Genomic DNA, 23,616 nt, shown 5'->3' with positions numbered 1-23,616 from the left:
TAATAGCGAGCCCGCGAGATAGGTATATTTAGCTTAACTATCACGTAATTCGCTAACACAATAAAAGCATATAAACGTAAATTAAAAACAGGATGCAAGTATGAGTATTGAACGAGATTTGGATGTGGTGATTTTCGGTGCCACCGGCTTCACAGGAAAATTAGTTGCAGAATACTTTCAATCGCAGTACGGCAACGACAGCAGCGTTAAATGGGCAATAGCAGGCCGTAACGAGCAAAAGCTTAACGATGTAAAACAAGAGCTAGGTATCAGTGACGCTGTTGAAATGATTATTGCTGACGGCGATGACGACAGCGCGCTAGATACACTGACAAAACGAACTCATGTTGTACTGACTACCGTAGGGCCTTATCAAATTTACGGTGAAAAACTGCTTTCTGCTTGCGTTGACAACGGCACCGGGTATACCGATTTATGTGGTGAACCTGCGTGGATGCACCAGATGATCAATAAGTACAATGACAAAGCCAAAGAGACTGGTGCCAATATCGTCTTTTCGTGCGGCTTCGACTCTGTGCCTTTCGACTTAGGTGTGCACTATCTGCAACAACACGCAAAGAAACAAACCGGCGATGCCATTGAATATGTTAAAGGTCGCGTGCGTAAAATGCAGGGGACGTTTTCTGGCGGTACCGCAGCCAGCCTTAAAGCCACAATGGTAGCGGCGAAGAAAGACAAGTCGATAATGGCGGCATTGATTAATCCGTTTTCACTGGCGGATACAAACGTAGCGACAGAACAGCCAGATGGTAACAAACCCTATTTTGATGAGCAGTTAGGAACATGGGTTGCCCCTTTCATTATGGCTGCCATTAATACTAAAAACGTGCATCGCGCTAATTACCTAAGTAACTATGCCTACGGCAAAGCGTTCAAATATGATGAAATGCTAATGACCGGCCCAGGTGAAAAAGGTGAAGCCATGGCAAAACATGTGGCTAATGATAAATCGTTAGCCAGTGATGATGGCCCTAAGCCCGGCGAAGGACCAAGTAAAGAGGAGCGCGAAAATGGGTTTTATGACGTCATGTTTGTTGGCAATGCGACAAATGGCGATATGCTGGCAGTATCAGTAAAAGGTGATAAAGACCCGGGCTACGGCTCTACCAGTAAAATGATTGCAGAATCTGCACTGTGTCTTTGCAAAGACGTAAGTTTATCTGGCGGTTTTTACACGCCTGCATCTGCGCTAGGCGATAGCTTAATTAGCAGATTAGAGGCCAATGCTGGCCTTACGTTTACCATAGAAAAATAAACTGGAAAAAGTAAGCTTGAGAAAGTAAACCTGCAAATTTGACGAACTGGTTTTATTACCTTAGCGCACACGCCGCTTTTAAAACCAGTTTTGACATTTAGGTGAATAATAACGAACCCGTGAAAAGGCACTTTCCTTTTCACGGGTTTATTTTTTCTTTCAATGCTGGGGGCTTATAACGTGGAGTCATAACGCGGAGCTATAAGGTCGAGCTATAACGGTGCTTTTATAGCGAAGAATTCATACCGGAGAATTCCTACTAGCTTCACCCATCATCTTTCGCCTTAGCTTTGCATTTTGTAATTACAATGCGCGGGGCATCCCATAAAGACGGCAATAAAATTAAGGACACGGGCACAGCACTCACCACAATAAATGCTTGCAGTTTATCTATACCGCCAGAGCCAATCATAATGAGTATGGCGGCCATAAGCCCCATTGCAATGCCCCAAAACACTCTCACGAATGTTGCCGGTTGGTCAGAGTCTGACATAGAAACTGATAACACGTACGTCATGGAGTCGCCCGTTGTGGCTACAAACGTCATGGTAAGCAATAGAAACAAGAACGAAACAATGGCGCCCATAGGCAGGGCCTGAGTAACCGCAAGCAGCGCCGCTGGTAAATTAAAGCCTTCAAACGCAGCTGAAATAGTCCCTGGGGCGTCAAGCTCTAGTGACAGCCCTGTTCCACCAACAATGGTAAACCAAAACATGGTGATAAGCGGCGCAATAATAGACAGCATAATTACAATTGCGCGAATAGAGCGGCCTTTGCTAATACGAGCTATAAAAATTGCCATCATAGGCCCGTAGCCAATAAACCATCCCCAAAAGAATACTGTCCACCAGCCTAACCAACCCGCCTCGCCAAACATACCCGCATCTCCGCGGTACAGCGCCATTTGGAAAAAGTGCGTAATGTGTGTGCCTAACGCCTCAAAGAAATGGCTAATGACAAACATTGCACTGGTGGTCACCATTAAAAACGCCAGCAAGCAGACTGCGAGGATCATATTCAATCGGCTAAGCAGCTGAATACCTTTGGTCACCCCGGTGATGGCCGAGGCAACATATACAATGGTGAGCACACTAATAACTGCCGTTTGAGTTGTGGCGTTGTCGGCTATACCAAACAACGTATTGAGCCCGTAACTTACCTGTAAACCCAGAAATCCTATAGGCCCCACCGTGCCTGCAACAACTGCAATAATACATACCGCGTCGGTAATAGTGCCAATAGGGCCTTGTATAGCGCGGCGCTTAAAAATAGGGTAAAGCAACGTTCGGGGCGCTAATGGCAGGCCCTTCTCGTAGTGATAATACATAAGCATTATCACCGTCAGGCTACCTAAAATAGCCCAGGCTAAAAAACCCCAGTGAAGATAAGATTGCGCAAGGGCGTACACCGTCGCCTCGCCAGTACCTGCTTCAACGTCACCAAATACCGGCGGCACACTTAAGAAATGTGCCATGGGCTCGCCAGCTGCCCAAAATACGCCACCGCCAGCGAGAAGCGTACACATGATCATTGAGCCCCATTGGAAGTTAGAGAACTCTGGTTTGTCTATATTCCCCATTACAGCTCTAGCGCCTGGCAAACATGCCATACCAAGGCTAATTAAAAATGTCGCCAATAAAAGTACTTGCCAATACAAACCAAAATACGTTACCGACCATGCGAAGCTGCTGTCTACCCAAGCAGCAAGGGCGCTCACATCAATTAAGGCCATCAAACAAAATACACTGATAAACCCAGCGGTAATGGCAAATAGCGGGATGTTTATCTTACGTTGTGGGTTTGTGTCTTTTGTTAATATCATTTTAAAAGCAAAGATTCCTTAAGAAGTGTAGAGTCATAGAAGTGATTAAATGTAAGTCGATGACTAATATAAATTGGTAAATCGAAATAACGCTAACATTATGTCTAGGTTATCATATCGAATACATTATCGGATTACCTGGTTGATTGCTATTTCCAGCCTTGGCGCCACATTGTCGTGTCTTTTAAATCTCGCCAATTTATCGGGTATTCTGTTTTTGACATCACCGATTCAAGAACACAAGAGACAACAACACCCTCTTCGTCGAATGTCACGTCAGTCACTAAAAAATGCTTTTCTTTGTTTTTAGGCGACGTGGATGTCCATTTACTGCGCAGAAGTTTTTTTGGGTTTATCTGATGTTTGAACATAAACAAGGCTCTTTAACTATCTTTCTATAATGATTAAAGAAGGCGACTGCACTACTCAATCGCAACCGTAATTTTGCAATCAATATACTTGAGCATTTTATTAACTGCGTAGGGAATGGAAATTTCTGTAAGCGGCTCATTGATAGATTTGGCTTTTACCAATAGATCGCACCCATCATAACGAATCTGCTGACGTATAACATAATCGTTAAGCTCGTCAAAAAAGCGCTCCTCTAGAGGCACAAGCCCAATAAAAAAATCAGTACTGTCGTCTTTATAAAACCACGCCCCTGTTATCTCTTTTTTCAGTGTGTAAGCCTGCATGATATCTAAATGCAGAAACCGAAAATAGGCTTGTGTACTTTCAGCACGCTCATTCGTTTGGCTTTTAGTGGGTTCGCTCACAGAGTTCCTATTGATGTTTTTTGTGATAGTTAACGTCGCGGTGAAGTCGATAATGAGTCACCGTGAAAGCTGTGTTTTATTACGCTTGGTCTATTACTTACGGCCGATTAATCTGCGCTAAAGCAAGGCGTAGCGTTGATCCACATCAACGCATCTTTTCTGGTGATAAGCCACACTTCAATCATCTACACCTTTTCGTGTTAATGAGAATGCATACGTTAGAAAACACCACCGCTTTTCAAACCACCATTATCCCTATGGTGCATGGACTATACAAGCTGACATTGAAGCCAACGGTAAACCTGGCCATACAGACAAAACCTGTTTTTGGCGCAAACGTCACCTTTCACAGCGATATTATCGAACATCCTAGCTTTGTTGCTAGCCCTCGGTGTGTTATCGGTTGGCTTGACGTTGGCGGGTTATCTTATTTGAGTATTGAAGAAGGTATACAGGGAGCTGCGGACAATAGTGCCGCACCACCCTTTTTACCGTCTCAATTTATGCATTGTGATAGGGGTATTTTAAGAGTAAATATGACCACCCGCTTTTACCCCATTGCTAAAAACGCATCAGACGCTCACGAACACGGCGCGTTTTTCTTTACGCCAGTGTGAGCTATAGAATTACATTTCATCAATGGCGGCGTCGCGAATGGCGTTTGCCAGGCCGGAATATCGCTTGTCTACTCTCGATACCATGTCACTAAAGGTAGGACTATTGGCAATTATCAAACACCCCTTTTTAGCTCGTGTAAGCCCGGTGTATACCAGGCCACGGTGAAACAAGCCTGCAGCCTTTTCTGTTTCAGGCTTTGGAAGCAGCAGCACCACGTGAGAAAACTCAGAACCTTGCGACTTATGGATGGTCATTGCGTAAACGGTTTCAAACTGGGGCACGCGAGATAAGGAAATATGCCTTAGTTCATCATTCTCAGCTTCAAACCACGCCAGTAGCTTTCCACTACTGTCTGGCCAAATAATACCGACCTCACCATTAGATAGGCGCTGAGGATGATTATTTTTAACTATCATGATGGGCTGGCCTTGATAGAAGTTGCCTTCTCGCCGTGTAATTTTGTGTTTAATAGCATCAAAAACCAATGAATTTAAACGCTCAACTCCCATGTTGCCTTTGCGCACCGGCGTTAACCACCTGACTTGGTTTAATCGACGTAGCGCATCGTGTGCATTGGTGGCATCGAAAATAGGCATAAAACTTTGCACGGCCATTTTGCGCAGCATTTTCTCGCTTACCCATTCTTCTGGCCATAAATGAACACCATCGTTCAGTACTGGTATATCAGCCATTGATTCTGCGTTATTTGCATTATTTAACGCACTCAAGGCCCCCTGCGGTTCGCCTTTTTGGATAGCGGTTGCCACTGCCGCCACTTGCCCTTTAAATCGTTGTGGTGCTCGCAGCGTGTGTACCCACGTTTTAGCATCTTCATCTACGGGTAATAAAGGTAAATGGGGGCATAGGGTAGCGATATGCTGACGCAGCGCAGTGGGCACTGCGCCAAGCATTTTGGCGTCTAAATTAACTAAGTCGTCATTCGTTTCTACCAATTGCTCTAACACGTTCCCTAGCTCTACAGCGGGCAGCTGCTCAGCATCGCCAATAAAATACAGGCGTGCATGCTCAGGTAGCGCTCTCATTATTCGCGTCATTAGGGCAAGGTCTACCATACTGGCCTCATCCACGATTAATACATCAAGGGAAAGCTGATTTTGCCTGTTGTATTTAGTTGATACCGTGTGTTCTCTTAGCCCTAACAACCGATGAATAGTGACTGCTTGTGTGGGAACGCGGTCTAACACACCGTCATCAATCTTTCCCCTCAAGCCAGCAATACTGTCGCTAATTGATTCCGTCATACGCTGCTGTGCTTTACCTGTAGGCGCCGCTAGCACTATGTTAATGCTGTCTTCGCAGGCTTGAAGAGCTAGCAACAAACGCAGCACGGTGTAGGTTTTTCCTGTTCCTGGGCCACCGTTTATTACGCTAAATTTTTGTACAATACTTTTTGCAACGGCTACCTGCTGCCAGTCTTGCTCGCTGCTAAGCGGCAGTTCTTGGCTAGGCTCTTCTGAAGCCGCACTTGATGGCGCTTTGAAAAACATGGCGGGCCACAAGGCTTTTACCTTTAAATATGCCTCATCGGATAAGGGAGTAAAGGCGGTTCTAGCAACGACACCCTGCGCTACTTCTTGTTCAAACTCATAATATCTGCGGCTGTAAAACATACCGTTGTTATAAACAAACAGCTGAGAAATGCGTTCGTCACTTAACGCTTTTTTCACCACACCGATAAGCGGTGTAAGTTCATCAAACGTGTACCCTCTCTTTTGCGTAACGGTTTGGCGGTTGTCACTTGATGGTGAGCTATGAGTGCTATTACTCACACTTGCATTTTCACTAACATCTTCACTAAACAAGGTCTTGCCTGCTACATCGCTAAGCATCACACAGCTGTGCCCATGGCGCTGCATAAACGACAACAAAACCAGAAGATGCAGCCACGTTGTATTTTCTTGCTCACTAAGCACCGAAGTGGGTGTAAATTCAGAAGCTATAAATTTATCGATGGCCTCAATACCAGATAGCTGTTCAAACAATGCATTTTTATTCATTTTCATTGCTGCTATGCCGTCTGTATCAGCACTGTCTTTTTGGTCTATTCTGTCTGTGTTTATTCTGTCTGTGTTCATTACGGTTGATTGAGCCTTATCAGTACTAGCCGTATTTTTTTCACTCATGGTTTGCGTCGCTCTTTTCAATAGACACTTTCATCAATCAAACCCAAAACTTTGCTGATGACCTGCTTCGCCGTTCTCTGGTTTTTCTTTCAGTGTTTTTTTCGGCTTTTGATCTTGCGAATGAGACGGCTTTTGCTTCGGCTTATGGTCAACAGTATGCTCCGGTGTATTTTCTGGCTTGCTTCCAGTAACGGGCTCACTGCTATTATCAGTTTGGGCCATGACCGTATCGTCGCCGTCAAATATGCTGTCTAGCGAATGCAGCACTTCTTGAGAGATAGACGTAAAGAACACCCCTTCCCCTTCTTGGTTCTCTGGGTGCATACCACGCAGATACAAGTAATATACTCCCCCAAAATGGCGTTCTGGTTGGTAATCTGCAAGCGTATTGTTTAAATACCGATGTAGCGCAAGGCAATAAATAAGATACTGCAGGTCATAAAGATGATGCTGATTATTTTCAAACAATGCACTGGGGCTGTAGCTTGCGATGTCATCGCCTAACCACGTAGACTTATAGTCGGCCACGTAGTATTTGCCTTCATGTTCAAACAATAAATCGATAAATCCGTGCATCATTCCCGCAAGATTGGCTGTCATGAGGTGAGGCACTGTCAACGCCTGAGCGTTGTATTCAATGGCCACCTTTGCCCTGTGGGCACGTAATACCTCGCTTAGCCCCGCCCATTTACTGTCGTTCATGGGAAAATAAAATTCAGCCTCTCTCAGGGTTTGGTTAAGCGTTAAGTCGCTTAACGCAAGGCTCGTGTTAGGGTAAAGCGGTGTTTGCAGTACTTCCTCTAGCCAGTCGTACAGTGAACTTACCTTGTCCTCCTCTAGCCCAAAACGACTGACCAACTCAGGCCCATGTTCATCCCACGTGGGCGCACTAAAGTCATTAAGCTCTAACAAGTCATGTAAAAGATTACCGGCGCTTGCGCCTTTAGTTAACGTAAAGCGCAAGCGGTGCGCCTCTTCAATATTCGTAGTAGTAGGTTTATCCGCTGCTTCATTAGTAAATCTGTCGCCAAAGCTAGATAGCCCCTCTATTGAGAACTCTTCGTCACGAACAGTTTGAAGTACAGGTACCGTATGCTCTTTTTGATTGGCAACCGGTATGTTTCCTTGCGTTGTCAGCCTACTTAGGGCCGAAAACGAATATAACCGCCAATCTTCACTGTGGGTGCCTGTAAATTGAAGTGCAAAGAGATCTTGGCTGTTTTCATCAAGGGTGAAACTGGTGTACTTAAGGTCAAATTCATCGGCGCTGATATGACACGTATACGCGTCAGTTTCCCCGCTAACCGTGTCGAGCACACCCTGCCAATCACAGACGCTATCGGCGTTATCATTATTAACTCCTAGGGCTCGCGCTAGTGCACTTTTTTCATTACCATCAAGGGGAATAACTCCCATATAACAGCGATGGGCGGCGCGAGTAACCGCTACGTAGGCCAGTCGCATATCTTCTGCGGCCCCTTCAGCACGCACTCTTGCGATAGCTTGCTTTGTTTGCCCTAACTGCAGTTGTAACCCTTGTTTGTCTTCATCATAGTACGTCAGTATTTGCGACATCGATTTGCCGTTTTTTGCTGGATCTTTATAGCCAGTAGCAAATGGAATAAACACAATGGGATACTCTAGCCCCTTAGAGCCGTGCTGTGTCACTAAACGGATAAGCTGATTGTCACTTTCCAAACGCAGCGTCATCTCTTCATCTGACTCAGGCTGGTGTATTTGCTTGTGCAGCCAATCGAGTAATTGCTCGGGCCTTTGATGGGTTGTGCTTGCCTTTTCAAGTACTTCAGCAAGGTGTTGGTAATTGGTTAGCGCTCGCTCTACTTCCCCACCGTATGGCGTGTAGCTTTCTTGCATTAAGTGTAGCAGCACACTCATACAGCCTTTTTGCAGCCACAGTTCACGCAGCAACAGTACCCGCTCGAAGGCAGTATCCCACAGCGCATCATCTTCGTGGTACAGCAAATCAACCAGTACTTCAGGGCTATAGCCCCACAAGGGCGATGCTAAACTTGCCGCTACTTTGCTGCTGTCGCTGGCATGCCAAATGCCATTTAACAAGCGCAAAATGTCTTTGGCCTCTGGCGTGAGAAATAAATTACTGCGATCGCTTAAGTAAACGCAGGCCAAACCTTGCTGCTGCAGAACATACTTTATTGCATTGGCTTCAGTCCTGTCTTTAACCAAAATGGCAATATCGGCTGGTGTGACAGGGGCGGCTGGTGTGACAGGGGCGGCTGGTGTGACAGGGGCGGCTGGTGTGACAGGGGCAATGGATTTGCTGTCATTGGTGCCTGACGAGTTTGTAGCATCAGCGCTTTGATCATTAACACTTTGATCATTAACGCTTTCTGGCTTTGAATTATCAAAACCAGCTTCGTTTAGAAGACGATAGATTTCTTGTGCAATCCACAGCGCCATTTTACGGCGCATTGTGTTGGTATCTTGCTTATCGTCTAAGCACATACTCACGTAATTCATTGCACTGCGCTGCTCACACGGATCGCTTAACGGATGCTTCGCTGCAGCGGCCTTTTTGGTAAACTCCACCTGCGTGTAATCAATATTAAAACCGAAAACATTACCAGAATGAGCTGCCGCCAGCGGCGCACCATAAAACACGCGATTGTACGCACTGACCATCCCTTTAACAGAACGCCAGTTTGTGTTCATAACCCACCGGAAATCTGCTTGTTTACCTGCTTTTAAGTAGGTAAAAATATCCCCACCTCTAAAGCGATAAATAGCCTGCTTGGGATCGCCTATCATCAAGAGCGCACTTGTTTTGGTGTTAGTCTCTGTGGTGCTAGTCTCGGTGGTGTTAGTCTCGGTGGTGTTAGTCTCGGTGGTGCTAGTCTTGTTGGTGCTAGTGCTTAAAGCGTTGGTATCAGAATCGCGAGGATATACTGCGTCTAAAATAGCGTATTGTTTGGCATCGGTATCTTGGAATTCATCGATTAATGCTACGGGGAATTTTTTGCGAAGCTCTGCGGCTAGCGTATTGTCAGGTTTTGCCACCTCATCAGCCAGCATATTAATGAGGTCGTCGAAATCAATGATCCCACGCTGCTTTTTCTGTTTTATCACGCGCTCTTTTATAAAGGAGATAGCGTCATTAACTAGCGCAAAAACAGGCAGCTGAGCCAACGTGTTATCTCTTTCCTCAATCTCAACCTCTATCGCCTTGGTGAAGTCTTTTATAGGGCTTAGCAGTTCTTTAACGCCAGAGGTATTGCGAGAGTAACGCCTTTTATCTAGAAACGCTTTGGCCTCGCTAGGCGCATCGGTGTACTGCCCCTGCCGCAACCACGATTTCAGTGCTTCAAGCTCGCCAGGGCGTACCTTTTTGTGGGCAGGGCTTTTAATAAGTTGTTCGTGTAATAGCGATTCATTGGCTTCTATGCCACTTAAAAAGGCCGTAAATTGAGCCTGTTGAGTATCAGGGTTACTCTCTAAATTATATTTAAATGACTCCTCTACTGCGTGTTCATCAAGCAAATTAGGGGTTAACGTACTGCGGATACTTGCATTAAATTCACCTATCAAACGCTCAGGCACATGCCACCCTTTTGATGCCAGCAGCAAGAAGTCGTCTTCGGTATAACCGTCGTGACCACCGCTTACTTTTCTTATCCAGTCTTCACTGGCCTGCAAGTATAGATCGCTGGTATCTTTACTTAAATTCAGTGACATAGCGAAGCCACTATTAAAGGCGAGTTGCCCTATTACATGCTGGCAGAACCCATGAATTGTGAAAACGGATGCCTCATCAAGCTCTAGCTGCGCGGCTTTGAGTAGGCCCAAGCTTTCTTCAAGATTGCAATGGGTCAGTAAATGATGAAAAACGGGGTCCATTCCTTTAGGATCTGGTCCTTTAGAGTCCAGGCCTTTGGCATCTGCATCTTCAAAGGCTATGTTTTCAGAAGCGCTCCCTTCATTGTCTATTGCTTGTTGCCAAAAACTAGCAGCTTCACGCAGCGTCGCCGCTACACGACCTTTAATTTCCTCGGTGGCGGCCTTGGTAAATGTCATTACCAAAATCTCTTTTACCGTTAGCTTCTTTTCAAGCAGTAGGCGTAGATACAACCGCGTAATATTGTATGTTTTCCCCGTTCCTGCACTGGCCTCGATAAGATGTCTGCCGTGCAGGGGCATACTTGGCACATCGAGCAGTCGAGATGCCACAGTGCTTGAACCATCACTGCTTGAAACATCTCTGTCTTGCATTTGAGTGTCTTTAGCTAGTTCATCACTCATAGCTGTTCCTCCGCTGCACAATTCGCCACCATGGAAAACAAAATAAAGCCTTCAATATGTGGAAAGCTTTGCCATGAAATACCGTCAGGAAAAAGCCATTTCAGATACGGGTTATTTGCCATGTCTGCACTAAATTGCCCCGAGGACTGCAGCCAGTTTTTAAGTATACGTTCGGCCTCTATGCTATTGAACAGATCACCACTGCGCTCGACGATTTGTTGTGCCTTTTCTGATACGACATCAGGCGCAGTTTCGCTGCCTTTTGTATCATCCGAGGCACTATCATTAGAGCTATGATCTTCAAAGCGATATGCAAAAGCAGTAGCGCTTGATTGCTGTAACGTTGCGATAATATCGTCATAGTGTTCAGGCTTAACCTCACCCACTATCGCTTTGCTATCAGAATTTCGCTTACCTGGCACTAGGTCTGAATATAAGCTGCGGTAAAGAGGCGTTGGCGCAGTGAGTATTGCCATGTATAGCTGTTCAATAAATAACAATATGTTTTCAGCAGTGGCAGCGTCGAGTGGCGCAAAGCGACGTTTCATCAACTTTGTTTCGCCTTTTTCCCAATCGCAATAATATATATCCAACGGATAGCCATGATGAGTGCTGGTTTCACTGTCAGCGCAAAAAACGAGTTGAGACATAAAGTACGACAGTGCTCTTATGTCGTTAATTTTTCCGGCGCTTCGTAGCACTAAACTATCAGCAGCTTCAAAAGCGCTGGCGGTGAAGGTAATGTGCTTACCAACGAAACTGACATTTTTTGCCGCAGCATCATGAGGGCCCATTGCCTGGGTTAATGCTAGCGCTCCGTCTTTCCACATTTGTAGCTCTTCTTTTGCTACAGGGTTATTCGGAATATCGCCTCGCAAAGAAGCAAATTCAACCACCTGCTCTGAAGACAGTTCGTGATGCGAGCTTTCCTGTTGCCCAGACGGCACTGAGAAAATAGCGTCTAGAACCTGATAGCGCACAAGCGCATTGGTTTCAAACGGCTCGCTGTTATCTAGCAAGGTGAAAGACTGAGATAGGTTTACCCCTAAGCGCTGCAGCGAAAAGTATTCCAAAGGGTCTTTAAATGCCCTCGCCACCTGCATGGTTGAAAGTCGTGTTTCATCCGGACTTTTACTGTTTTCGTTAGCGCTATGCTTATCGCCAGTCTGGGCGTTCGTTTTTGTTTCTAAAGAAGCGCTTTGAACTGAATCTAATTCTTGAGGCTCAGCCTGTGGCTGTGAAGATTTGGTAGCATGGGACTGTGAAGCATTGGTTTTTTGCAATGCGTCTGCTAAGCGAAGCCAACCCGTCTCATAGCTTGGAAGCTGACCGGTAAATGCAGCCTCGCTAAAGGGATGCAGTGGTGCGTGCTTTACAAAGTGCGATGTATCAAGCTGATAGCCTGTTGCTAGCATATCGAGAAATTCTGCTAGCACCAAACTTGGCTGACGTTCACTGTTATTTTTTACATCGTTACCTTGGTAACTTAAGTACAGGCTCTCTCGGGTAGAGATGATTGCCTCTAAAAAAAGATACCTGTCTTCCAGTCTTCGTGACCTATCGCCTGTTCGTCTTTTCGGTCCCGTCATAAGATCAAGACCAAGCGGCGTTGCTTTTCTTGGAAACTCGCTATCGTTTAACCCTAAAATGCACACTTTCTTAAACGGAATGCTGCGCATAGGTAACATAGAACATACGGTTACTTGCCCCGTCATGAAGTGGTTTCCGGCATCTGGGGAGGAGAAGCGGCTTAACAATAGCTCCCGAATTTGACGTAAGCTCAACTCGTGTTCGTAGTCAGCTTCGTCGCATCGCGCATATAAATCAGCGGCAACTTTAGCGATTAAATCCCAGCTTTGTTCTTGATCTTTGGTAGACACAAAGCACGCATCACGCAGCTGCAGCAAATCTTGGGCCCAAGCTTTCGGCGAGCGCGGTGTAGTGAGCTCGTTTGCAAATCGGCCAAGTAAATCAATTACCTGTACTAGCTTGCCCAAAATAAGCGCGCTTTGTCCTTCTACGTCGGGTATGGTCAGCGCCCCATCAACAATCATTTCGCTATCTGGTGCTAGCATGCCCATTAGCAAGCGACGAATTCCCCACCACCAGCTGTAGGTGTTTTCCTTTGTCACGCCTTCTGAGACAGACGCCTTATGCTGGGCATTCAGTCCCCAGTGAATATGAGCTTGCTCAAGCCACACCATCATCTGATCGATATCAGCCTGCGCAACATTAAAGCGCTTTTGCACAGAATCGAGCTGTAAATAATCCATTATATCTGCCACGCCAAAGCGGCTATCTGGCAATTCTAGCAGCGCCATAAAAGCGGCAATCAATGGCTCGGTATCCATCGGGCTTCTGTCGGCGATTGAACATGGCAAACGGGTGGTGCCATTGGTGTACTGGTTTTTAGTGCCTACTCGGTGAAAAACGGCGTCGACGAAAGGAGCATAATTTTCAATAGCAGGGCACATCACCAGAATATCTGAAGGCGTGCGAGTGGTATCTTGTGACAGCCAATGTAATAGATGATCGTGCAGCACCTGCACCTCACGGAGCGCAGAATGAGTGCACATAATAGTGACACTGTCGTCTTGCTCTGCTTCTTGAGGGTCGTTTACTCGAATAGGGCTTGCAGGCAGGGCCTGCAATATATCGCTATGAATACGCTTTAGCAGATTGCGCTGGGCAAGTCCCCTGCCTAAACTTTTCGTTTCTTCAGGGGTGGCGTCGTCAAGGTTTTCAATCTCAGGTTCATCAATCTCGGGGGCATCAAAAGCACTAATTTCAAAGGTGTCCAACTCAGTCAGTAAGTTAAACAACTCTCTACCTTGTTTTCCCAAGTTCCCTAACAACGAATTACTCTGCTCGTTTTCCATCCACTTATTGACGCCTTCCATGCGCAGTTGTTTCGCAAGTTCGCTATCGCTTTTCGCATCACCCCAATAGTTCACACTAGGGTTTAAATGAAAAATATGAATATCGATGTGCTCGGCCAGTGCATCAAAAAATGCAATGAGTTGAGGTGCCATGGTATTGATAGCAAAAACCACTATGCGAGAGGGAAGATTCGTTGGTAGCTGGCCTTCGCAAAGTGCTTCTAGGGTCATTTTATGCAGTCGAGCAGGATGCAGAGGCTGCTCTTTTGTCAGAATGCGCCAAATTTCGCTCTGCCACGATTCCATGTCATCGAACACCACCTGCTCGTTATTTTCCCAAGCAAAAAGCCAGTCTGGTCGGTAAAGTAAGTATTGCTCATACACATCAGCAAGGGCCGTAGCGAGCTGTAAACGCTGAACGCCCTGCTCTTGCTCACTGCCCGCACTTAACCAATAGCGGCGCACTTGTTCAAACGCACCGGTGGTCATCAGGGCTTCGTCTTGCAGAATATTATCTACACGCCACGTAAGTACCTCTCGTCGATAAGGAGACTGACGAGGTACCTTTTCACTGCCTAACACCACCCGGGCTGTATTCCACATAAACCTTACAGGCAAAGGGAAATCAAGATTCATTGCAATTCCCTGCTCTCGAGCCAACTGCATGCTTACCCAATGCTGCATACCAGGGCTTTCAACAAGGATAGTTTCAGGGGAGAATACTGAGGAGGGTTGTTGCTCAAGTAACGAGGTAAGCAGAAAACTAAGATGCTCTAATTTATTTGATGGATATAGCGCAAGCAATCTAAAAATCCTTTATTTGACTGGCAGTTAGCCTATCTTATACATACGAGGGCATGTTGGCCTTTAATAGAGAATTAGTGTATCGCAATTAACTGCAGTGTTAAGTGTTTTATTTCTTGTTGTGAAGGGGCGATAAAGGGGAAAAACAGGGAAAAACAGGAAAAAAGAGAAAAAAACCCATACAGACCTCAGGACACGAAAATTCTGTATGGGTAAGGTTTACGGGCTGCGCAATTGCCGCTCAAATGCGTGTTGCCTGGCACTCATTTAAACGATGTGCTATTGCACAGCTCAGTTAACGGTATTAGCAAAGCAGGTAAGATGCCAGTTTTAAAAACTATATAAATCAATAATTTAAATCAAAACCTGTTCTATCTACCTAAGACTTTAGATTAATTTTGGTGCAGCCGCACCAATGTGTAACACGCTTCCCTTCTCTTAAACTGCGCAAACTCCAAGCAGCAGCATCATGCTTCATTCAAATAATTATTTATCCACACGCTGGCTTCCAGTACACTTTGCGCCATCGTATACAGATTAAAATTAGGTTATCAGGAGCCACAATGTTAAATGCACAGCAGCTAGCAACAATGCTTTCGCTTCAAGACAAGATGAATGCAAAAGTGAACCCAGACTGGCTAAATGCGGGTTATGGTTACCTGCGCGCCGCCATGGTTGAGTCGGTTGAAGCCATAGAGCATCACGGCTGGAAATGGTGGAAAGCACAACACAAAGACTTACCACAGCTGCAGATGGAACTTGTAGACATTTGGCACTTCGCATTAAGTGCGTGCATTATCGATGCTAATGGTGACGTTGACGCTTCTGCAAAAAGTATTGCAGCAGAACTCGCGAGTGGTCAAACAGTAGTAGCCTTCGACAATCAAAACTACGATGCAACCCAACAGTCTTTGCTTGATAACCTAGAACTAATGACGGGTTTGTGTGCAGCGAAGCGCTTTAGTGTTCCTTTGTTTATGCATATTGTTGAACAATGTGACATGTCAGTTGACGAGTTATACCGTCAGTACGTTGGCAAGAATGTACTTAACTTTTTCCGTCAGGATAACGGCTACAAAGAAGGGACATATGTTAAACAATGGAGCGGTCGTGAAGACAATGAACACCTTGTTGAAGTAATGAATGCATTAGACTTGTCGAAGCCAGAATTCAGTGACTTGGTTTACCAAGGGCTGCAAGCGCGCTATCAGAGCAAGTAATGAGTAAATAACTCGTAACCAACAAAAAAGGCGCCTTTTAAATGGCGCCTCTTTATTGTTTTTTGGAACTGTTACTAACAACTCTTTGTTAACGAGCAATATCAACTAGGTTGATAAAACACACCAACATAGGCTGCTTAGGCATCAACCCACACAAGCTTTTTGGTATAATCACCTTGAATAACATCAACGAATCGCTCTTCTAATACGTGTCGCTTCACTTTTAAGGTAGGCGTAAGCAAATCGTTTTCAATACTCCACTCATTACTCATTATAACCACCCTATCCATCACCTGGTGACTCTCAAGCTTCGCGTTTATCGCCTCGAAGGTTTTCTTGAGACTAGCCTCTACCACCGACTTGTCTTTTTTCTGCGCACCTTCACTAAGCACAAGCAGCGCTACAGGCTGAGGCAAGTTTGTTCCCGTTACACAAACCTGCTCCACAATGGGGTTTTCCATGAACTTGGCTTCAATTGGCGCTGGAGTAACGTACTTACCCTTCGCGGTTTTGAAGATATCTTTTAGTCGGCCGGTTATTTTAACGTAACCGTCGCTATCAATTACCCCCTTGTCACCGGTACACAAATAGCCGTCTTCGGTGAATACCTCAGCGGTTTTGTCTGGCTCTAGGTAGTACTCAATCATATTACACGGTGATAGCACCTGTATTTCGCCCTCTTCAGAGGTGCGAATGTCCACACCGTCGTAAGGCTTGCCGATACAGCCTATTTTATCGTGCCTAAAGGGTACACTGCCGGTTCCATAGGCGCTGTTTTCAGTCATTCCCCACCCTTCGGAAATGTTGATACCAATTTTAGCGAACCACTCAATAACGGCAGGTGCTAGCGGTGCTGAGCCGCTTGCCCATAGTCTCGCATTGTTTATACCCAAACCGTTACGTATTTTCTTCGCCACTATCTTGTTCAAGATAGGGATCTTCAACAAGGTATCTAACTTCTTCTGAGGCATTTTGGCCAGTACGCCCATTTGGAACTTCGTCCACAAACGAGGGACAGAGATAAATAGCGTAGGCTGACAATGGGTTACATCGCGCTGGAACGTGGCTAAATCTTCAACAAAATGAATTTTTCCACCACTGTAATAACTCGACAACTCCACGAGAACACGCTCAGTAATGTGGGCGAGTGGTAGATAGCTTAAGGTGCGATCGTTCTCGTCAATACCAAGTTGGTCCAACGAACGTCTGGCCGCCCAGCATGCGGTGTTATAGCTATGTACAACCCCTTTGGGCTGCCCTGTGCTGCCCGAGGTATAAATGATGGTCATCACATCGTCCATATCGTGGACGGGCGACGTTCTCAGTGGTTCACAGTCAATAAACTCATCCCACTGCTGTGAAGCCGTAATATTCGGATAAGGAAAAGCGACCGTTTTATAGGATGTTGGAATAGACGCTACTTGTTGCTCGGTATTGTCTAGCTTGCCCACAAATAAAAGCTGAACATCGGCGTGCTGCAATACGTACTGAACTGTGTCTGGGCCCGCGGTTGAGAAAATAGGCACGGACACATGTCCCGCCATCATAATACCTAAATCGGTAATGAACCACTCGGCACAATTTTTAGAAAAAATTCCAATGCGGCTTCCCGAGGGTAGCGACATTTCACAAAGGCGGGTTGCCACTTTTCTCGCGAGATTGGCAACTTGGCTCCACGTATAATCGTGGTACTCACCTTTGATGGGCTGAGTAAGAAACACCTCGTCTCCACGGGACTTTTCCCAGTGGTACAACATGCTTAATGGCGATTTAATTACTTCCGTGCTGTTTGCGTTTGCTGTCATATCTAGCGGCATAGGTCACTCATTTGTTGTTATAATGTAGCTCATTTTTACAATGATTTCACAGTAGTATAATAAGCCTTATTTTTAATTGAATGACAAGCTTTTTAAACAGGCGTTTACATTGCACCCCACGTAGAACGGGTGATACAGACCACAATTTAGTTTTTTTATAGTAGCGTCTATGATTTTATTATGAGGCGGCTGGCATAAAAAATACGCTTAATCAGCGCACTACCCCCAATTTTTGGTGAGAACTGACGCTATTTCATTTGCTGCCGCGGGCTTAGCGTAGTGATAACCTTGATGAAGTACGCACCCTTTATCAAGAAGTGCGACCGCTTGTTCATGGGTTTCTACCCCCTCTGCCACGCAGCTCATGTTCAAGCTATTTGCCAGCGATATAGTGGTTGCAACCAGTGCCTCGTTGGCGTTGCCGGGCGCCATTTCATTAACAAAGCTTTTATCAATTTTAAGCACCGACAACGGGTAGCGCTTCAAGTAGCTTAGCGATGAATAGCCGGTACCAAAATCATCAAGGGCTAAAATAAACCCTGCGTCGACAAATCGTTGAATTTGGTGCAATGCATTATCCGTGTCGTCCATCAATACCCCTTCCGTTATCTCAAAACGGAAGGCTTCTTTTGGCAAGCCAAATTGCTCTAGTAAACTAAAGACGCTGTGCAAATCAAACTCAGTTTTAAAGTGCAGCGCTGAAAGGTTAATAGACACAAAGCCTGTAAAGCCATCCTCATACCAGGTCGATAGGTCTTCAGCCGCGCGATACATGGCTTTGCGAGTAACTTCGATGATGTATCTCAGTTCCTCTAGGATGGGAATAAACTGATCAGGGTACAAAGGCTGATTGTCTAGCCTGCCGCGAAGAAGTAATTCAACACCCACGGTTTGCTTTGTTTGAGCATTAATAATGGGCTGATAGTGATTAAAGAAACTGCCCTCTGAATACGCACGCTTAACTTTGTTTTCGAGGGTTAAGCGGGTTTTCGCCTTTTCATTCATATCATTTGTAAAATAGGCAAAACCATTAAGCGTGTCTTTTTTAGCGGTGTACATGGCAACATCGGCTTGCTTAATAAGCTCGGCAGGCTCTGGCGCATCATCAGGGTAAAATGCAACGCCTATACTGCAGGATACTCTTAACACTTCGCTAGACAATGATATAGGTGTTTCTACCGCCTCTATGACTTGTCCGACAAACGAACTTAAATCATCGTTAGCCTCAACTTCTTCGATAACAATTACAAACTCGTCCCCTCCCAAGCGGGCCACAGTGCCCGTATCGGCCACTAAATTGCGCATTCTATTCGCGACAATGCGAAGCAGTTTGTCGCCGTAGTCGTGGCCCAGTGAATCGTTAATACCTTTAAATCTATCAAGGTCAACAAACATCACCGAAACTCGATGACCGTGGTGTCTGGCAAGCGCAATGGCATGCTCTAAACGATCGAGTAGCAGTGTCCGGTTAACCAAGCCCGTAAGGCTGTCGTAGGTGGCAATCTTGAGTAATTTGCGCTCAGCCTGTTTTTGCTCAGAAATATCTGAAATTACAATAAGGTAGTGCTCAGGGATGTGCCCATTACCACTAATCGCCGTGATATCGATAAGTACGTCGTAGCGTTTTCCATCGGCACCATCAATTACCCCCTCGTCTTTCCAAAAATCACCTCCCTGCATGTCGGTCAACCTGTCGGAAAGCTGTCTACTAAGGCCAGGGGAGCGCAAGTAGAGTCGCTCTAGTTGCTTTGGCAACGGCTCTTTTTGATTAAAGCCGAATACATGCTCAAAGGCTGGGTTTGCTGCCACTAGCTTTTTGTGTTCGTCAAAAATAATGACCCAATCGCGGGTTTGTTTGAACGCGTCGCTAAATAACGATACCTGCTGCTGTGCTTTTCTTAGCCGGGTCAACGACTTGTGTCGAGAATAAAGATAGGTAATAAGCAAGCAAAGCAATAATGCACCGTAAACGGCGTACGCTAAAGGTGAGCGATATGGCGCATAGGGCACAAACAGTGATATTTGCGCCGCTCGATAGCTCGATTCGAAACTGCCAGGTGTGGGAACCACAGAAAACGTGTATTTCCCAGGCTCTAAGTTCGCAAAGGTTATTTTCGCATCTTCTGTGACCCCTTCGGAAACAAGTTTATTCCCATCGAGTAGCTTATAATAATACTTGGTCTCGCCAATACCTGATGTAGTGAGTGAAGAAAAATAAACAGTCAGGCCAAAGTCGTCGTGGGCGAGGTCGAAATGCTGACCATTTAGATTTTTCAGCCCTTGAGGAAGTGTCCGTTTTCCAACTGAAACTCCAGTAATCGCGGTCTGTTTGCCCACCAATGTCTGGCCTTCATCAGAGACGTCTAGCTGCTCCGGTGAAAAGACAACCACACCGCTGGTAGAGCCATAAGCTAACCGGCCGTCACTGAGGATAATAGAAGCACCTTGGTTAAACTCCGATACCGAAAGTTCACGGCCATAAATGAAATTCTGAACCGCACTTGCCCGAGGATCATAGCGATGTAACCCCTGGTGTGAACTAAACCAGATATTCCCTGCGCTGTCTTTTTGCAGGCCATAAACAATATTGGTCACCAGAAGGTTTGACTCATCCAGCGTGTATAAAGGTTCAAACGTATCGGCGTCTAACCCAACTAGCCCTCTACCGTTATGCGCCAACCACAGTACGCCCGTATCATCTATCACCCAAGAACTCACTGATTGATTGCTCAGTCGCTCGCCCTCAGCAAAACGGTACACAAGGCGATGATCATACGTTGTGAGGTCAAGTAACCATACGCCCCCTTCTGTACTAAAAAACATAGCGTTGTGATACTTAGATTCACCAAGAAAGGATGTGTCGAATTTTACGTCGAAAATACTTGGGTCGAGTGGCAGCGGCGTTAACGTTTCTGACGTAAAATCATAGGTGTAGAACTCGGTAGGCCCGGTAAAAAACATAACGCCATTTGAGGTTATTGCAGGGTTCGAATCCCACGCATTGAATACACTGGCATCTCCTCCCCCTTTTACTGATGGCACCGAAATGCTGCCAGTTTCCGGGTCAAACACCCGAATACCCTCATACTTTTCCAGAACCAACTTGTTATCTGGAGTCCTTATGATTCGGTCGACGGAATTGGTTCCTAACAGTGAGTCTTCAACCTCCTCTCTCAAAAAGTGCGACGAGGTTTTCGTGGCAAAGTCGTACCGACTCATCCCGTTAGCGGTTCCTATCCACAATTGACCGGGAGATGTCTCAGCAAAAGACCACACCACGTTATCGCTCAACCTATCTACACCGGATCTTCGTTCGTTTTGAATAGTGTAAATATCTGAGCTTTGTATTCCAAAGTGCAGCGCACCGGCGAAAACGGTGCTCAGCCAAAGATTACCTCTTTCTGTCTTCGCAATGGCCGAAACCTTTTTGTCCGACAGCTCGGAGCGGCCGTTATTTGGCTGAAGTATGTGTTCGTAAACCCACTTGCCTTGTGTTCTTTTAAGTTCAAACAGTCCTTTGTTCGTTCCCATCCAAAACGCATCGGCTTCAGACTGAACCATTGTCCATACATTGCGACCTGTGAGTACCTTCTCAAAGCGGCTCTGCTTGTTGTCTAGCACCTGCGCAATAAAACTGTCCTGCTCTGAATTAAATACCCCGTTTACCGTGGTGATCCAAATTCGGTCACTTTCATCCTGCATCAAGAATTTTGCGTTTTGATTATCTTCATCTGGCTCGATGCCGTCTAGGTAATCAAGGGGCTGCAGCAATGTTGATTCGTCAAGGGTATTACGGGTAAAAACACCTAAGGTGGTTGCTACAATCAGTATGTCTTCAACCATCATTGCGTATCGAATGGAATGAGAATCGTCTAACATCTTATCGGTTAGCGATGCTAGCACTTCTATTTCACCGGTTGATACATTCAGTCGCTGTACTTTTTCAGATAAGGCAAGGATGAGGTGTGAATCATCTTGCCAAAAGAAAGACTCGGCATGCTGATTATATTCACTGTAATACTTGTAAGGTGTTGCGGGGAGTTGTGATATGGCCTGCGTTTCTAGGTCCACACGATATATGCCGCGCCCATAAACGCTCACAAATAAGGCTTTGTCTTCTTGAACAGTCAACTTCCAAATGGAGCTGTTTGAAAATAGACTGTCGCTATTATCGATAATAGTCGTTTGAACACCATCCCAGCGCACCACACCGCCGTCAGTAGCTATCCAAACAAAACCCTCTTTATCGATAACGATGTCATTGACAACATCTTGAGGTAGCCCATTTTTAGTCGACAGTGGTTGGAAGACCGGGTTTTGGATCCGAGGCTCTGCGAAAGACAAAAAGCTGACAAGCAATAAACAAAATGTGGCGAAAATGTGTCGATGCATACCCAGTGTCATTGAAGTAAGTAAATTCCCACACGCAGTGTATCAGAATGATTGATGGATGGGCAGCCTATATAACCAACACGTTATACACCTTGTTATGAAATTAAGTACTTGATTAATCAAACACTTGCAAAACCAGCCAACGCAATTTTGCGAAGCCGCGCTCTATTCTTGCTGTACTGGCACTCGACCAACAGGAATGACATTTCGTCGAATACTTGGCTGAGGCGCTAAACGGTATAAATCGCCGTTCTCGCCCACATAGGTTTTCATGATACCTACAGACTTCGCTATCTCAGCATGCGCCATTAAATGACTGTGTTCACCGTGTACCGGAATGGCTATTTTTGGCTGCACCCAGTTGTACATAAGTTTCAGTTCTTCTGCACAAGGGTGTCCACTTGCGTGAATGGGCAGGGTGCTATCCTCACTGTGAATTGTCCCAATGCCCTTCCCTTTAAACGCAGTATTTAAACGAGCAACGGTCTCTTCATTGCCTGGAATAACGATACTCGAAAATATAACGGTATCGCCCTTCTCAAGCTGAAGATGAGGATGAGTGTCATGAGCAAAGCGAGCGAGTGCAGCATTTTTTTCACCTTGGCTTCCCGTTGCAACCACAAGTACTTCTTTAGGCGGCAAATACCCTAGGTGATGTGCGTCGGCAATAGGCAAATCATCAGGCCAAATCCCTTGTTGGCGGGCGATACCATACATATTCAATAATGAGCGCCCGTAAAGGCCCATATACCGCCCGGTTTTTTTTGCAATCTTTGCCAGAGTAATAAGCCGAGAAATATTACTTGCAAAGCAGCCTACTACCACGCGACCTTTAAGCGGCAATATAGTGCTTAACAACCCGTCGTAGCAATTGCGCTCGGAAATGGAGAAACCAGGCTTATTCGCATTGGTGGAGTCGCCCACGAGGGCAAGAATATCTTCATTCGCTAGTTGCTTGTAGAGCTTTGGCTCGAAGGGTTTACCGGTCACCGGCGATGCGTCTATTTTCCAATCTGCAGTATGTAATATTGCCCCCGCAGGGGTATCAATTTTTAATGCAAATGGCTCAGGTAACGAATGGGTTATTTCTAGCCACTTAACAGAGAACACGCCAATGGTTACCGTATCGCCCGCCGATACTTCAATGATGGGTATCTTATTGGCAAGCTTGCTTCTAGATAGCTTTCTGCGCAGTACTTCGGCGGTAAACGACGTGGTGTAGATGGGCTTTTGAAAACGCTGCCAAAGGTAAGGAATTGCGCCAACATGATCTTCATGAGCATGGGTGATAACGATGCCAGCAAGCGCATCTTTTTGATTTGCAATAAAGGATGGGTCAGGTGCAACCACTCTGTGCGTTGTTTTTGACGCTCGCGCGTTTTGCTTATAGGGAGCGGTGAGAGGCTCGTCAAACGATACACCGCAATCTACCATTAGCCACTGTCCATTATGACCGTACAAATTTAGATTCATTCCTATTTCGCCCGTTCCTCCTAAAGGAGCAAACCATAAATCTTCAATGCCTGGCTCTAACAAGTGTTGTACCTCTACAATAATGCAAACAATAGGAAGTTGTGACAGTGACGTGCCGTG

Annotated in this window: 12 protein-coding genes; 3 read left to right on the top strand and 9 right to left on the bottom strand. The window is 45.7% G+C overall.

Annotated features, from left to right (window positions below; all coding sequences use genetic code 11):
- Positions 1 to 100: 100 nt before the first annotated feature.
- Positions 101 to 1,276: a saccharopine dehydrogenase family protein gene (locus JV36_RS0117940; protein ID WP_032096611.1), complete on the top strand. Its 1,176-nt coding sequence runs from the start codon at positions 101 to 103 to the stop codon at positions 1,274 to 1,276.
- 265 nt (positions 1,277 to 1,541) lie between these two features.
- Here the strand turns inward: JV36_RS0117940 and JV36_RS0117935 are convergent, their stop codons facing one another.
- The 3 genes from JV36_RS0117935 to JV36_RS0117925 form a co-directional block, all read right to left on the bottom strand.
- Positions 1,542 to 3,098 carry a BCCT family transporter gene (locus tag JV36_RS0117935; RefSeq protein ID WP_032096612.1) on the bottom strand — a complete coding sequence of 519 codons (1,557 nt, stop codon included), beginning with the start codon at positions 3,096 to 3,098 and terminating at the stop codon, positions 1,542 to 1,544.
- 149 nt (positions 3,099 to 3,247) lie between these two features.
- Complete coding sequence (locus JV36_RS0117930; protein ID WP_032096613.1) at positions 3,248 to 3,469, bottom strand: TIGR02450 family Trp-rich protein; 222 nt, start codon at positions 3,467 to 3,469, stop codon at positions 3,248 to 3,250.
- Positions 3,470 to 3,520: 51 nt separating this feature from the next.
- A complete protein-coding gene (locus tag JV36_RS0117925) occupies positions 3,521 to 3,874 on the bottom strand; it encodes a hypothetical protein (RefSeq protein ID WP_235207888.1) in 354 nt (117 codons plus the stop codon).
- A gap of 62 nt (positions 3,875 to 3,936) precedes the next feature.
- On the opposite strand from JV36_RS0117925, the gene JV36_RS0117920 reads away from it, so the two are divergent.
- The gene (locus JV36_RS0117920; RefSeq protein ID WP_052010224.1) at positions 3,937 to 4,491 is read left to right on the top strand and encodes a hypothetical protein; all 555 of its coding nucleotides are present in this window, start codon (positions 3,937 to 3,939) and stop codon (positions 4,489 to 4,491) included.
- Positions 4,492 to 4,500: 9 nt separating this feature from the next.
- Here JV36_RS0117920 and recD read toward each other — a convergent pair whose 3' ends face one another.
- Genes recD through recC form a run of 3 tightly spaced genes read right to left on the bottom strand, consistent with a single transcriptional unit; the run spans position 4,501 to position 14,594 of the window.
- Complete coding sequence (gene recD, locus JV36_RS0117915; protein ID WP_326938231.1) at positions 4,501 to 6,636, bottom strand: exodeoxyribonuclease V subunit alpha; 2,136 nt, start codon at positions 6,634 to 6,636, stop codon at positions 4,501 to 4,503.
- A 33-nt stretch (positions 6,637 to 6,669) separates the two neighbouring features.
- Positions 6,670 to 10,911, bottom strand: a complete 4,242-nt coding sequence (locus JV36_RS19960; RefSeq protein ID WP_052010225.1) for a UvrD-helicase domain-containing protein — start codon at positions 10,909 to 10,911, stop codon at positions 6,670 to 6,672.
- Positions 10,908 to 14,594: an exodeoxyribonuclease V subunit gamma gene (gene recC / locus JV36_RS0117905; protein WP_032096614.1), complete on the bottom strand. Its 3,687-nt coding sequence runs from the start codon at positions 14,592 to 14,594 to the stop codon at positions 10,908 to 10,910. Before recC ends, JV36_RS19960 begins: the two co-directional genes overlap by 4 nt.
- A 563-nt stretch (positions 14,595 to 15,157) precedes the next feature.
- Here recC and JV36_RS0117900 point away from each other — a divergent pair.
- Positions 15,158 to 15,814, top strand: coding sequence for a dUTP diphosphatase (locus JV36_RS0117900; RefSeq protein ID WP_032096615.1), 657 nt, complete (start codon positions 15,158 to 15,160; stop codon positions 15,812 to 15,814).
- A 137-nt stretch (positions 15,815 to 15,951) separates the two neighbouring features.
- Here JV36_RS0117900 and JV36_RS0117895 read toward each other — a convergent pair whose 3' ends face one another.
- The 3 genes from JV36_RS0117895 to JV36_RS0117885 form a co-directional block, all read right to left on the bottom strand.
- Positions 15,952 to 17,631: an AMP-binding protein gene (locus tag JV36_RS0117895; RefSeq protein WP_032096616.1), complete on the bottom strand. Its 1,680-nt coding sequence runs from the start codon at positions 17,629 to 17,631 to the stop codon at positions 15,952 to 15,954.
- A gap of 219 nt (positions 17,632 to 17,850) precedes the next feature.
- Positions 17,851 to 22,023, bottom strand: a complete 4,173-nt coding sequence (locus JV36_RS0117890; RefSeq protein WP_032096835.1) for an EAL domain-containing protein — start codon at positions 22,021 to 22,023, stop codon at positions 17,851 to 17,853.
- Between the two features lie 165 nt (positions 22,024 to 22,188).
- Positions 22,189 to 23,496 (bottom strand): ribonuclease J, encoded by a 1,308-nt coding sequence (locus tag JV36_RS0117885; RefSeq protein ID WP_032096836.1) that lies wholly within the window; start codon positions 23,494 to 23,496, stop codon positions 22,189 to 22,191.
- Between the last annotated feature and the right edge of the window lie 120 nt (positions 23,497 to 23,616).

This window comes from Alteromonas sp. LOR, from assembly GCF_000753865.1.
GTDB lineage: Bacteria > Pseudomonadota > Gammaproteobacteria > Enterobacterales > Alteromonadaceae > Alteromonas.
Note: the sequence above shows the minus strand (reverse complement) of the source record. Positions and strands in the feature narration are given on the sequence as shown.

What these genes read in the sequence shown, in the direction of transcription:
- JV36_RS0117890 (WP_032096835.1), bottom strand. Translation starts at nt 22,023, where the DNA reads ATGCATCGACACATTTTCGCCACATTTTGTTTATTGCTTGTCAGCTTT.
- JV36_RS0117895 (WP_032096616.1), bottom strand. Translation starts at nt 17,631, where the DNA reads ATGCCGCTAGATATGACAGCAAACGCAAACAGCACGGAAGTAATTAAA.
- recD (WP_326938231.1), bottom strand. Translation starts at nt 6,636, where the DNA reads ATGAGTGAAAAAAATACGGCTAGTACTGATAAGGCTCAATCAACCGTA.
- JV36_RS0117940 (WP_032096611.1), top strand. Translation starts at nt 101, where the DNA reads ATGAGTATTGAACGAGATTTGGATGTGGTGATTTTCGGTGCCACCGGC.
- JV36_RS0117900 (WP_032096615.1), top strand. Translation starts at nt 15,158, where the DNA reads ATGTTAAATGCACAGCAGCTAGCAACAATGCTTTCGCTTCAAGACAAG.
- JV36_RS0117885 (WP_032096836.1), bottom strand. Translation starts at nt 23,496, where the DNA reads ATGAATCTAAATTTGTACGGTCATAATGGACAGTGGCTAATGGTAGAT.
- JV36_RS0117935 (WP_032096612.1), bottom strand. Translation starts at nt 3,098, where the DNA reads ATGATATTAACAAAAGACACAAACCCACAACGTAAGATAAACATCCCG.
- JV36_RS19960 (WP_052010225.1), bottom strand. Translation starts at nt 10,911, where the DNA reads ATGAGTGATGAACTAGCTAAAGACACTCAAATGCAAGACAGAGATGTT.
- JV36_RS0117930 (WP_032096613.1), bottom strand. Translation starts at nt 3,469, where the DNA reads ATGTTCAAACATCAGATAAACCCAAAAAAACTTCTGCGCAGTAAATGG.